Source organism: Caballeronia sp. LZ019 (genome assembly GCF_031450825.1).
Classification (GTDB): domain Bacteria; phylum Pseudomonadota; class Gammaproteobacteria; order Burkholderiales; family Burkholderiaceae; genus Caballeronia.
The window spans coordinates 2015418-2028512 of sequence record NZ_JARTVZ010000005.1 but is presented as its reverse complement, the minus strand read 5'-3'; the positions used below and the strand labels follow the sequence as shown (position 1 = coordinate 2028512).

The following is a 13095-nucleotide window of genomic DNA, read 5'->3' as shown; positions in this document are numbered from 1 at the left end:
GGGCGATTATCTCTCTGGCTTTCTGGCTGTGCTGAGGCGCCTCGCGGCGGCCCGGGCGCAGGCCCATTCGCGTAGCTTCATCCGAACGGGCGAACCCGTCAATTCCTAAATCCTGGAAAGTGCTTTACAGCGCACGCTTTCGCGTTTTTCCAGACGTCGCCCCGTTCACGGCTGGGCATACGGACCCGTGCCGTCGGGCCAGGGCGTGAGCAGCTCGAAGCCTTCTTCGGTGACGGCGACCATATGCTCCCATTGCGCCGACAGGGAGCGGTCCTTGGTCGTGACGGTCCAGCCATCGCGCGATTGCTGCGTGGCCGCGCGGCCCGCGTTGATCATCGGCTCGATGGTGAAGACGAGGCCGGGCTTGAGACGCAGTCCCGCGCCGCGCTGGCCGTAATGCAGCACTTGCGGATCTTCGTGATACACCCGGCCGATGCCGTGGCCGCAATACTCGCGCACCACGGAGAAGCCTTCGCGATGCGCCACCGATTGAATCGCGAAGCCGATATCGCCGAGCGTCGCGCCGGGACGCACCGCGCGGATGCCGGCGACCATCGCTTCGTATGTCGTTTCAGTCAGACGGCGCGCTTCCTTGCCCGGCGTGCCGGCGTAGTACATGCGGCTCGTGTCGCCGAAGTAGCCGTCCTTGATGATCGCGACATCGATGTTGACGATGTCGCCATCCTTCAATTCCTTCGGCCCCGGAATGCCGTGACAGACCACGTGATTGACCGACGTGCAGACCGTCTTCGGAAAGCCCATGTAGCCGACGTTCGCGGGGATGGCCTTCAGTTCGTCGACGATGAAGCGATTGCAGATGGCGTCGAGTTCGTCGGTCGTGACGCCGGGGCGCACGTGTTCGGCGATCATCGCGAGGACTTCGGCGGCCATGCGGCCTGAGATGCGCAATTTCTCGATGTCGGCGGGAGTCTTGAGGGTGATGGCCATTGAGCGATGCGGGTGGATTCGTGCCGCCTGCATGCGGGCCGGGCGCCGCCGCTGGCGACTGCCGATGGTGCGCCGCGCACGAGGACAATGGGCCCGATGATAGCATTGCCGCTCCTGGCAACGGGCGCGCGCGCTTCGAGGACGGCCTTTCCCGCCGTTTCGGCGCATGTCGCGTTCGTCGGCCAATTGGGTTTTCTTACGGAGCGTTATGACCTTGCATCGTGTTTTTGTCGTTCTCGCTTTTGCCTCGGCTGCCGGGGCGCTTGCCGCGTGCAGTTCGACCAGTGGTCCCGAGTTACGGGCATCGAAACCCGTGATCTATGTCTCGTCGGCGCGCGCGGCATCGGATATATCGAGCTGCCTGCAGCGCAGGCTACCGTCGGCGCAAGTGATGCGCGACCAGGGTTCCACCGAGCTGCTCGTCGGATCGAATGCCTGGCTTGTGACGTTGACGCCGTCGGGGTACGGATCGATCGTGAAGGTGCAGCAGTCGGCGAGCGACGATGGCGGCGTGCCCGAGCCGGAGATGAGGTTCGACGTGGCGCGGTGCGCGGTTTGAGGTCGGTATCGGACCCGGCGGTTTGCGGGTCCGCACATAGACCGGAAATGAAAAACCCCGCAAGTCTCTCGACTTGCGGGGTTTTGAATTTTGGCGGAAAGGGTGGGATTCGAACCCACGGTACGGGGAAACCGTACGCCTGATTTCGAGTCAGGTACATTCGACCACTCTGCCACCTTTCCGTCTACCAGCTTGCTTCTGCCGGCCTTCGCCAAGCGGGTCGCTGCTCAACGAAGAATGAAAGTATATCGAAGACTCGGAAGTTTTCAAGCACCTTTTTGCAAATAAGCATCACGCCGATGCACCCGCTTCGATACGCTCCGCACCGCGCATGTACGGGCGCAGCGCCGCCGGAATCGTCACCGAGCCGTCCGCGTTCTGGAAGTTTTCGAGCACCGCGACGAGCGTGCGACCGACCGCCAGCCCCGAACCGTTGAGCGTGTGCACGAACTCCGGCTTGCCCTGCGCGTTGCGAAAGCGCGCCTGCATGCGCCGCGCCTGGAACGCCTCGGTATTCGAACAGCTCGAAATTTCGCGATACGTGTTCTGCGCCGGCAACCAGACTTCGAGGTCGAACGTCTTCGCCGCGGAGAATCCCATGTCGCCCGTGCACAGCGTAATGACCCGGTACGGCAGTTCGAGCTTCTGCAGGATGGCTTCTGCCTGGCCGACCATTTCGTCGAGCGCCGCGTACGAATGTTCGGGCGCGACGACCTGAACCATCTCGACCTTGTCGAACTGATGCTGGCGGATCAGCCCGCGCGTGTCGCGTCCATACGAACCCGCCTCGGAACGGAAGCACGGCGAATGCGCCGTCAGCTTCACAGGCAGCGCGCCCGCTTCGAGGATGCTGTCGCGCACCGTATTCGTCAGCGAGATTTCCGACGTCGAAATCAGATACTGCGTGACCGTGTTCTCGTCGCCGCCCTTCTCCACGCGGAACATGTCGTCGGCGAATTTCGGCAACTGGCCGGTGCCGTACAGAATCTCCGGATTGACGATATACGGCGTGTAAGCCTCGGTATAACCGTGCTGCTCCGTATGCGTGTCGATCATGAACTGCGCGAGCGCGCGATGCAGCCGCGCGATCGGTCCGCGCAGCAGCGTGAAGCGCGCGCCCGACAGCTTCGCGCCCGTTTCGAAGTCGAGACCGAGCGGCGCGCCGACATCGACGTGATCCTTCACTTCGAAATCGAACGCGCGCGGTGCGCCCCAGCGCCGCACTTCGACGTTCTGCGTCTCATCGTTGCCCACGGGCACGCTTTCGTGGGGCAGATTGGGCACGGTCAGCATCAGGTCCGACAGGCGCTTTTGCACGTCGTCCAGTTGCGCCGCCGATGCCTTCATCGTCTCGCCGATGCCGCCGACTTCCGCCATGACGGCAGAGGCGTCCTCGCCGCGGCCTTTCATCGCACCGATCTGCTTCGACAGGCTGTTGCGGCGCGCCTGGAGTTCTTCGGTGCGGGTCTGGATCTCGCGGCGCTCGGCTTCGAGCGCGGCAAAGGCGGCGACGTCGAGCGTATAGCCCCGATCGGCGAGGCGCTTCGCGACGCCGTCCAGGTCTTTGCGGAGGAGTTGAATGTCGAGCATGGCGGGCTGCTTTTGTTAAGTATTCGGAAACGCCGATTCTAGCGTACCGACAATTGGCCGCTATCCGGCAACCGGCGCCGTGTGCGAAGGCGAAACGAAAGTGCAGTGGAAAGTCTAGTGCATCGTCCGCGCCGGCCAGCGTGCCTCGCCCGCTCGCCTGACGAAATTCGCATCGCGCAGGAGCGAAACGGCCATCGCATCACCGCTTCTTGCCATCCCGATGCTCGCGCCGCCAGGCATCGTCCAGTTCGGCCAGCCGCGAGAGCTTCTCGCCGATCTTGCCTTCCAGCCCACGCGGCGTCGGCTGATACCAGTGTGGATCGCGCATGCCGTCCGGCAGGTACGTTTCGCCGGCGGCGTAAGCGTCGGGCTCGTCGTGCGCGTAGCGATATTCGTGGCCGTAGCCGAGCTCTTTCATCAGCTTCGTCGGCGCATTGCGCAGATGCACCGGCACGCCGCGCGACTGGTCCTTGCCGACGAATCGCCGCGCCTCGTTATACGCGTTGTAGCCCGCATTCGATTTCGGCGCGACCGCGAGATAGATCAGCGCCTGCGCGAGCGCCAGTTCGCCTTCGGGCGTGCCGAGGCGTTCGTACGTTTCGGCGGCATCGAGCGCGATGCGCGCGGCGCGCGGGTCGGCCAGCCCAATGTCCTCCCACGCCATGCGTACGATGCGCCGCGCGAGATAACGCGCGTCCGCGCCGCCGTCGATCATGCGGCAGAACCAGTAGAGCGCCGCGTCGGGGTTGCTGCCGCGCACCGACTTATGCAGCGCGCTGATCTGGTCGTAGAACGCGTCGCCGCCCTTGTCGAAACGCCGCAGGTTTTCCGCGAGCGCGCTGCCGAGCAACGCGCCGTCGACTTCGGTTGTCTTCTGTTGCGCCGCCGCGCGCGCGACGATCTCGAGGTTGTTGAGGAGCTTGCGCCCGTCGCCGTCCGCCGAGCCGATGAGCGCGTCGCGCGCTTCGTCCGTGAACGTCAGGCCGCCCAGCTCCGCGGTCGCGCGTTCGAGCAGTTCCTTCAGCTCGTCGGCATCGAGGCTTTTGAGCACATACACCGCCGCGCGTGACAACAACGCGCTGTTCACCTCGAACGATGGATTCTCGGTCGTCGCCCCGACGAACACGAACAGGCCCGATTCGACATGCGGCAAGAACGCGTCCTGCTGGCTCTTGTTGAAGCGATGCACTTCGTCGACGAACACAAGCGTCTGCCGCCCGTTCGCGCGATGGATCTGCGCAGTCTCGACGGCCTCGCGGATGTCCTTCACGCCCGACAGCACCGCCGACAGCGAGATGAACTCCGCGTGGAACGCAGCGGCCATCAGGCGCGCGAGCGTCGTCTTGCCGACGCCGGGCGGGCCCCAGAGAATCATCGAATGCGCCTCGCCCGATTCGAAGGCGACGCGCAGCGGCTTGTTGGGCCCGAGCAGATGCTTCTGGCCGATTACATCGTCGATGGTGCGGGGACGCAGGCGCTCCGCGAGCGGAACGTTGCCACGATTTTGTTCGAACATGGTGCTGTGGACGCAATAGATGCAGGTTGGCGCGCGTATCGCACGCAGACCGAACGCGGCGATAATCTTGCGCTTTTCATGGAGCGCGGTGCATCGGCCATTCGGCCAGGTATCCGCGCGGCCAGCCGTGGCGCAAAACGGGTAACGATTCCGGGGATTATGACAGCCGGAAGCTGCACATGATTCACGGCGGCGGCCGTCATTCCGAACCGACACAACCTGGGGATCCGATCCGATGCAGCAAGAGAACACGTCCACCTACGCGCCGCTCACGCCGGTGCCCTCCGAGCGGCGCGCTTTCGGCACGAGCGACGCGTTCGCGCTGTGGTTTTCGCTCGGCATCGGCTTGCTGGTCGCGCAGGCGGGCGCGCTGCTGGTGCCGGGGCTGTCGCTGCCGCACGCGCTCGCCGCCATCGTCATCGGCACGGCGATCGGCGTCGTGCTGCTCGCGCTTGCCGGCGTCATCGGCACGGATACGGGGCTTGCGGCGATGTCGTCGCTGCGCCCGACGCTCGGCGTGCGCGGCGCGTCGGCGCCGGCGGTGCTGAACGCGGTGCAACTGGTCGGCTGGGGCTCGTTTGAAATCATCGTGATGCGCGATTCCGCCGACGCGCTCGCGAAGCAATCCTTCCATCTGTCGATCCCGCTCGTCTGGACGCTGCTTTTCGGCGCGCTCGCGACGCTGCTCGCCGTGAGCGGCCCGCTCTCCTTCGTGCGGCGCTTTCTGCGGACGTGGGGCATCTGGCTGCTGCTCGGCGGCGCGGGCTGGCTCACGTGGAATCTGCTTTCGACGCACGACCTCGCTTCGCTCCTGGCGCGCCCCGGCACCGGCGAAATGGCGTTCGGCGCGGGCATCGATCTGGTCGTCGCGATGCCGCTTTCGTGGCTGCCGCTCATCGCGGATTACACGCGCTTCGGGCGCAGCGCGGGCGGCACGTTCCGCGGCACGCTGCTGGGCTACGGCATCGCGAACCTGTGGTTCTATGCGCTGGGCGCGGTGTACGGCCTCGCAGCGGGCGGCGGCGATGCGCTTCTGACCGTCGCGCTGGCGCAGGCGGGCGGCGGCGTCGCGCTGCTGCTGATCCTGATCGATGAAATCGACAACGCCTTCGCCGATATCCACTCGGCCGCCGTTTCGACCGGCACGTTCTGGGCGCGCGCCAGCGTGCCGATGCTGTCGGCGGGCTACGGCGCGCTCTGCACGCTGGTCGCGCTCTTCGTCGCCATGGGCAAGTACCAGAACTTCCTGCTGCTGATCGGCTCGGTGTTCGCGCCGCTCTTCGGCGTGGTGCTGGCGGATCACTTCATCGTGAGAAAGCGCCGGGTCGATGCCGCGGCGCTCGGGCGCATCGACGGGCGCTACGGCTATTCCGGCGGCTGGCACGTGAGCGCGTTCGTCGCATGGGCAATCGGCATTGCGGCGTATCACGCGATCAACCAGTGGCTGCCGAACCTCGGCGCGACGCTGCCGGCGCTCGCGCTCGGTGCGGCGTGCTATCTGCTGCTGGTATCGGCGCGGCGGGCGGCGCTGGCTTCGTGAAGGCGTCTTGCGCGACGCTCTGAGCGAGGACGGAGCGCAACGCCATCCGCATAGCGCGAAGCACGCTTTGCGCAAAGTGCATGGCGCGCACGCCGGATCGAACCGTTCGTGCGCGTTCAGCCGCGCCGCCGCTGCGCGTTCAGCGCGTAACGCGCCCGCCTCGGCGTATCGCCTGCGCGCTCAAACGCGCCGCTCCACGCCCGGCAGCACGCACAGCAATTCAAACGCGATATTGGCCGCCAGCAACGCAGTGGTGCCGAACGGATCGTAAGGCGGCGCGACTTCCACCAGATCCGCGCCGACAATATTCAAGCCCCACGCGCCCCGCACGATTTCGAGCGCCTGCGGCACCGTCAGTCCCGCGATTTCCGGCGTGCCGGTTCCGGGCGCGAACGCCGGGTCGATGCCGTCGATATCGAACGTGATGTACACCGGCCCGTCGCTCAACTGCGCGCGCACTTCATCCATCAACGGTGCGAGCGACTTGTTCCAGCATTCCTCCGTCTGCACGACGCGAAAGCCCTGCTCGCGGCACCAGTCGAAATCGCCCGCTTCGTAGCCGGTTCCGCGCAGGCCGATCTGCACGACGCGCTCGCAATCGAGCAAGCCCTCCTCCACCGCGCGGCGAAAGGGCGTGCCGTGCGCGATTTTCTCGCCGAACATCGTGTCGTTGACGTCCGCGTGGGCGTCAACGTGAATCAAGCCGACTTTGCCGTGCTTCGCGTGGATCGCACGCAGGATCGGCAACGCGATGGTGTGGTCGCCGCCGAGCGTGATCGGCTTGCAATCGTGCTCGAGAATCTCGCGATACGCCCGCTCGATCCGGTCGATCGAATCGGGCAGGTTGTACGGATTGATCGCCACATCGCCTACATCCGCCACGCACAGCGAGTCGAACGGCGCGGCGCGCGTCGCCATGTTGTAGGGGCGCAGCAGCACCGATTCGTTGCGCACCTGGCGCGGCCCGAAGCGCGCGCCGGTCCGGTTCGACGTGCCGAGATCGAACGGCACCCCGACGAAACACGCGTCGAGCCCGGCGGCGGATGCGACGTGCGGCAGGCGCATCATCGTCGTGATTCCGCCGCAGCGCGGCATCTGATTGCCCGACAGCGGCTGCGGCCGCTCGGCGCGATGATCGCGGAAGTGCGAATCGAAGTGTTCGGCGGGAGCGAAAAGCGACGATGTATTCATGGCAGTGAATGTGAGCTGAAAGGCTGACAAACCTCATTAGTACCGCCTTTCCCGCCAAGTTAAAATGCCGCCGGCATCAACTACACATCGATACGAATCGATCTAACGGCGGCACGCATGTTCACTCACCTCTCGGACCTGGATTTGCGGCTCATCCGCGTCTTTTTGGCCATCGTCGATGCGGGCGGCGTTTCATCCGCGCAGGCAACGCTGAACGTGGGCCAGTCGACCATCAGCACGCAACTCGCGACGCTCGAAACGCGGCTCGGCTATCGGCTATGCGACCGCGGACGCGGCGGCTTCGCACTCACCGCGCGCGGCGAGCAATTCGTCGATGCCTGCCGGACGCTGCTCGTCGCCGTCGATACGTTCGATTCCACCGCGCGAAACGTCGGCAGAAAGCTCGTCGGCACGCTGACGCTCGGGATGATCGGCACGACGCCGGTCAGCGCCAACGCGCGCATCGGCGAGGCCATCGCGCGTTTTCGGGAACGCGACGAATCGGTGCGCTTCGCCGTGCTCGTCCGGTCGCCCAGCGAACTGGAAGAGATGCTGCTTGCCGGGCGCATTCAGATGGCGATCGGATATTTCTGGCATCGCGTGCCGTCGCTCGATTACACGGAAATTTTCGCGGAGGATCAGCTCGCGTATTGCGCGCGCACGCATCCGCTCTACGCCCGCGCGGGCGACGTGTCGCTCGATGAGGCCGCCGAACACGACTGGGCGTGGCGCAGCTATCCGCTGCCCGAAGCGGGCGCGCTGACGCCGCGCTCGATCAGCGCGGTGGCGGACAATATGGAAGCGGTCGCCATGCTGGTGCTGTCGGGGCGGCATCTCGGCTATCTGCCGGAGCACTTCGCCGCGTCGTATGTGGACGACGGACTGCTTGCGCCGCTGAACGAAGCGACGATGCGTTATCGCGTCGCCTTCCAGATGGTGACGCGCGCGCGGCGGGATCGCGGAGAACGCAACGAGATTCTCGATGCGTTTATCGAGGATATGAGCGCGGCGCATGCACCGAAGTGTCTTGCAGCTAGAAAGCAGTGACGCTCCTCGCCGGTTATCACTAAAAGCCGAGACCGCAAATGACGCGCGGCCCGAGAGAGCCGCGCTTTGCTTGACCTGCTGAAATTGAAGTCCCGCCGTGGATCGGCGGGTTCTTCTGACTATCCAAAACGCCCCGATGGGAAGTCGGGCGGCATCTCTTTACCCGTTGATCACATCCGCGCCCTTCGGCACGTTGAACTTGAAGGTATCGCTTTTGATCGGCGGGTTCTTCTGGATGTTCAGAAACGTAAGCAGCGTGACGTTACCGAACACATCGTGCAATTCCATCGCCTGCAAATTACCGTCCTTGAAGCCGATGCCGACCGTCTCGAACTGCGTGTCCTTCGCCTTCGGCGTCAGTTCCAGCCAGTCGATGCCGCCCTTCACGCCCGCATCGCGCAACGTGAAGTTCTTGTCGAGATCGTTGCTGCCGAAGAGGATCGCAGCCGGGCTTGCGCCGAGCGCACCGCCGAGGCTGCGAACCGTCACCTGGTTCAGGTCCTTGTCGTACACGTAGAGCTTGTCGCCGTCCGCCTGCAGCACTTGCGAATACGGCTTCTCATACGACCAGATGAATTTGCCCGGCCGCGCGAACATGAACGTGCCGCTGGAATTCGCGCCCTTCGACGCTGTGGGCGTGGCCGCCGCGCCATTGTTCGCCCTGCCCGGCGCTTTCACTTCCTGCTGCGTGAATTCGCCTCGCGCCGCGTGAACTTGCGACACGAACTGCTTCAACTGCTCCGTGCCGCTCGCGAATGCCTGCGCCGCGAAAAGCATCGACGCCGACAGAATCGCCGCGCCGAATATCTTCCCCGTTCGTTGCTTCATAGTCTCGTTCTCCAAATAATGCTCACCGTGCGCGACGCTCATTCCGCCTCGCGCGCCGGCGTGAGAATCTCCCGGTTGCCGTTCGACGACATCGCCGACACGAGACCCGAGTTCTCCATCTGTTCCAGAAGCCGCGCCGCCCGGTTATAGCCGATCCGCAAATGCCGCTGCACGAGCGAAATGGAAGCGCGCTTGTTCTTGATGACGACTTCCACCGCCTGATCGTACAAAGGATCGGCTTCGCCGTCGGCCGAGCCCGCGCCCGCGCCGGCTGCGCCTTCGTCGCCATCGCCCGCCAGCCCGCCCTCCAGAATCCCTTCGATGTAATTCGGCTCGCCGTGTTCTTTCAGCTTGTCGACCACGCGATGCACTTCCTCATCCGATACGAACGCGCCGTGCACGCGCACCGGCAGGCCCGAGCCCGGCGGCAGATACAGCATGTCGCCCATGCCGAGCAGCGATTCCGCGCCCTGCTGATCCAGAATCGTGCGTGAGTCGATTTTCGACGACACCTGGAACGCCATGCGCGTCGGTACGTTCGCCTTGATGAGGCCCGTGATGACATCGACCGACGGCCGCTGCGTCGCCAGAATCAGATGGATGCCGGCCGCCCGCGCCTTCTGCGCGATCCGCGCGATCAGCTCTTCGACTTTCTTGCCGACGACCATCATCAGGTCGGCGAGTTCGTCGATCACCACGACGATGTTCGGCAGGCGCGTGAGCGGCTCGGGATCGTCCGGCGTCAGGCTGAACGGATTCGGAATCTTCTCGTCGCGCTTCTTTGCTTCGTCGATCTTCGTATTGAAGCTCGCGAGGTTGCGCACGCCCATCTTGCTCATCAGCTTGTAGCGGCGCTCCATCTCGGCCACGGCCCAGTTGAGCGCATGCCCCGCCTGCCGCATGTCGGTGACGACCGGACACAGCAGATGCGGAATGCCTTCGTAGACGCTCATTTCGAGCATCTTCGGATCGATGAGGATGAGCCGCACCTGATCCGCGCTTGCCTTGTAGAGCAGGGAGAGGATCATCGCGTTGATGCCGACCGACTTGCCCGAACCCGTCGTGCCCGCGACCAGCAGGTGCGGCATCTTCGCGAGGTCGGCGCAGACCGGATTGCCGCCGATGTCCTTGCCGAGGCCCATCGTGAGCGGCGACGCGCCGTTCGCGTACACCTCGGAGCCGAGGATCTCCGAGAGCTTGACCGTCTGCCGGCGCTGGTTCGGCAATTCGAGCGCCATGAAGTTCTTGCCGGGAATCGTCTCGACGACGCGAATCGACACGAGCGACAGCGAACGCGCCAGATCCTTCGCCAGACCGACGATCTGGCTGCCCTTCACGCCCGTCGCCGGCTCGATTTCATAGCGCGTGACGACCGGCCCCGGATACGCCGCGACGACGCTGACTTCGACGCCGAAGTCCTTCAGCTTCTTTTCGATGAGACGCGATGTGTATTCGAGCGTATCCGCAGCGATGGTCTCCTGCGTCTTCGGCGGCGGATCGAGCAGGGAGATGGCCGGCAACGTCGAATCGCCCGGAAGGTTCGTGAAGAGCGGCGCCTGCTTTTCCTTCTCGACGCGCTCGGACCGCGCGGGCGTGGCGACCGGCGGGACGATCACGACCGGCTCGTGGTCCTCCTGCTTCACGCGCGAACGCACGACCTTGCCCTCGCGCTTCGATGCGGCTTCCTCGCCGAGCTTGCGGTCGCGGCCGGCTTCGCGCCGCAGTTGCGCGCCGGTGATTGCGTTCAGGATGCCCTCGCCGACCTTCTCGCAAACCGAGAGCCACGAGAACCGGAAGTAGAGCGACAGGCCGATTGCCAGCGCGATCAGCAAAAAGAGCGTGGCGCCGGTGAAGCCCAGCGCATGCGATACATGGCGCGCGATCAGATCGCCGACGACGCCGCCCGGCGCGCGCGGCAGCGGCACCTTGAGCGACCACATGCGCAGCGCCTCGATGCCGTCGCTGGCCAGCAGCACGAGCACGAAGGCGAACGCTTCGGCGAGCCACGTGCGGTCGCGCGGCGCGTCGGCATCGTCCTTCAATGACTGCGCCGCCGGCTCGCTGATGCGCCGGTAATTCGCGATGATGCGCCGCCCGAGCAGCACGACGAGCCAGTACGACGACAGCCCGAACACGAGCAGCAGAATGTCCGACGTGTACGCGCCGACGCGGCCTGCCCAGTTTGAAATGTGATCGACGCTGACCGCGTGCGTCCAGCTCGGGTCCTTGCGGCTGTAGGAAATCAGCGCCATCACGAGGAACAGGCCGAGCGCGACCTGGAGAATCCAGCGAATCTCGGTGAAGAGCCGCGACATGCGGTGAGGCAACGCCTGCGGGCTCGCGGAATAGGATGCTTTTGCCATTGATTCGGTGTCGCTTTTTGCGGCCCGTGGTTGATGAGCGCCGATGGCGAATGGGGCCGTACGAACGGTGGCCTATTGTAAACGCTGCATTGCGGGGAAAGGCGCAAAAACGGGCGCGTTCTTGCATCCTGTAACACTCCTCACATGCCGCGCGCGCGCCGTTTTCGCGTCGAATCTTCTACGGAAGCCTATCAAAGCGATTGAAAGGTTCACTCGGAAGGCTTTCGCACGGACCTTTATAATCGAGGACTTGCATCCAACTACGGGTCATCGGAATGCGACGCGCGCGGGAGTCGAACTTGCTGCGCTGACGTCATCCCCTGCTTCCGGTCAGACCATCAATAACGGACCATCGCCATGTCTTCATCCCAAAGCGCGCCCAAGCACGCCAAAGTGCTGATTCTCGGTTCCGGCCCCGCCGGCTACTCCGCCGCCGTCTACGCGGCGCGCGCGAACCTGTCGCCGCTGCTCGTCACCGGCCTCGCGCAAGGCGGCCAGCTGATGACCACGACCGACGTCGAAAACTGGCCGGGCGATCCCTCGGGCGTGCAGGGTCCGGAACTCATGCAGCGCATGGAGGAACACGCGCGCCGCTTCAACACCGAGATCGTGTTCGACCACATCCACACCGCGAAGCTGAACGAGCGGCCGTTCCGTCTGATCGGCGATTCGGGCGAGTACACCTGCGATTCGCTGATCATCTCGACGGGCGCATCGGCGCAATATCTCGGCGATCCGTCCGAGCAGGCCTTCATGGGCAAAGGCGTGTCCGCGTGCGCCACCTGCGACGGCTTCTTCTATCGCAACGGCGAAGTCGCGGTCATCGGCGGCGGCAACACGGCGGTCGAAGAGGCGCTGTATCTGTCGGGCATCGCGAAGAAAGTGACGGTGATCCACCGCCGCGACAAGTTCCGCGCCGAGCCGATTCTGATCGACCGCCTGCTCGCGAAAGAGAAGGAAGGCGTGGTCGACATCAAGTGGAATCACGTGCTCGACGAAGTGCTCGGCGACGAATCCGGCGTCACCGGCCTGCGCGTCAAGCACACGGTCACCGGCGAGACCACGGACATCGCGCTGCAGGGCGTGTTCGTCGCGATCGGTCACAAGCCGAACACCGATCTCTTCGCCGGCCAGGTGGAGATGAAGAACGGTTACATCATCACGAAGGGCGGCACGACCGGCAACGCAACCGCGACGAGCATCCCCGGCGTGTTCGCGGCGGGCGACGTGCAGGATCACATCTATCGTCAGGCGATCACCAGCGCCGGCACGGGCTGCATGGCCGCGCTCGATGCGCAGCGCTATCTCGAAGCCATCGACGAAACGCCCACGCCGCACTCGATGAGCCACGAAAAGGATCGTTGAGCGGCAAGGCGATACAGTGCGCCGGGCCGCTGGAATGGGGCTGGGCGCGCTGCATTCGGCGCAACGCGACGCCTGATCCATACCGGCGTTTCGACAAAACGGGCCTCGGCCCGTTTTTTGTTTCCCCGTACGGCCACGCGCGTTTCAC

10 protein-coding genes and 1 tRNA gene are annotated in these 13095 nt (G+C 64.7%); 4 read left to right on the top strand and 7 right to left on the bottom strand.

Annotation, left to right across the window (positions count from 1 at the left end):
• Positions 1-165: 165 nt before the first annotated feature.
• On the bottom strand, positions 166-948 hold the full coding sequence (gene map / locus P9255_RS22910; protein ID WP_309763068.1) for a type I methionyl aminopeptidase: 783 nt from the start codon (positions 946-948) through the stop codon (positions 166-168).
• 313 nt (positions 949-1261) lie between these two features.
• Here map and P9255_RS22905 point away from each other — a divergent pair, with 313 nt between their 5' ends.
• Positions 1262-1507, top strand: a complete 246-nt coding sequence (locus tag P9255_RS22905) for a hypothetical protein (protein WP_309790471.1) — start codon at positions 1262-1264, stop codon at positions 1505-1507.
• 91 nt (positions 1508-1598) lie between these two features.
• Here the strand turns inward: P9255_RS22905 and P9255_RS22900 are convergent.
• The 3 genes from P9255_RS22900 to P9255_RS22890 all read right to left on the bottom strand — a co-directional run bounded on the left by P9255_RS22900 (position 1599) and on the right by P9255_RS22890 (position 4613).
• Positions 1599-1689: transfer RNA gene (locus P9255_RS22900), tRNA-Ser, on the bottom strand.
• A gap of 109 nt (positions 1690-1798) precedes the next feature.
• Complete coding sequence (gene serS, locus P9255_RS22895; protein WP_309763071.1) at positions 1799-3097, bottom strand: serine--tRNA ligase; 1299 nt, start codon at positions 3095-3097, stop codon at positions 1799-1801.
• 199 nt (positions 3098-3296) lie between these two features.
• Positions 3297-4613 (bottom strand): replication-associated recombination protein A, encoded by a 1317-nt coding sequence (locus P9255_RS22890; RefSeq protein ID WP_309763072.1) that lies wholly within the window; start codon positions 4611-4613, stop codon positions 3297-3299.
• Positions 4614-4848: 235 nt separating this feature from the next.
• Between P9255_RS22890 and cytX the strand changes: the two genes are divergently transcribed.
• Positions 4849-6153, top strand: a complete 1305-nt coding sequence (gene cytX / locus P9255_RS22885; RefSeq protein WP_309763073.1) for a putative hydroxymethylpyrimidine transporter CytX — start codon at positions 4849-4851, stop codon at positions 6151-6153.
• 180 nt (positions 6154-6333) lie between these two features.
• Here cytX and speB read toward each other — a convergent pair whose 3' ends face one another.
• Positions 6334-7344 (bottom strand): agmatinase, encoded by a 1011-nt coding sequence (speB, locus tag P9255_RS22880; RefSeq protein WP_404980392.1) that lies wholly within the window; start codon positions 7342-7344, stop codon positions 6334-6336.
• Positions 7345-7461: 117 nt separating this feature from the next.
• Here speB and P9255_RS22875 point away from each other — a divergent pair, with 117 nt between their 5' ends.
• Complete coding sequence (locus P9255_RS22875; protein WP_309763074.1) at positions 7462-8391, top strand: LysR family transcriptional regulator; 930 nt, start codon at positions 7462-7464, stop codon at positions 8389-8391.
• 159 nt (positions 8392-8550) lie between these two features.
• Here P9255_RS22875 and lolA read toward each other — a convergent pair whose 3' ends face one another.
• Complete coding sequence (gene lolA, locus P9255_RS22870) at positions 8551-9261, bottom strand: outer membrane lipoprotein chaperone LolA (protein ID WP_404980391.1); 711 nt, start codon at positions 9259-9261, stop codon at positions 8551-8553.
• On the bottom strand, positions 9258-11582 hold the full coding sequence (locus P9255_RS22865) for a DNA translocase FtsK 4TM domain-containing protein (RefSeq protein WP_309790470.1): 2325 nt from the start codon (positions 11580-11582) through the stop codon (positions 9258-9260). The genes lolA and P9255_RS22865 overlap by 4 nt, the downstream gene beginning before the upstream one ends.
• Positions 11583-11939: 357 nt before the next feature.
• Between P9255_RS22865 and trxB the strand changes: the two genes are divergently transcribed.
• A complete protein-coding gene (trxB, locus tag P9255_RS22860; protein ID WP_309763078.1) occupies positions 11940-12947 on the top strand; it encodes a thioredoxin-disulfide reductase in 1008 nt (335 codons plus the stop codon).
• The last annotated feature ends 148 nt before the right edge of the window (positions 12948-13095 follow it).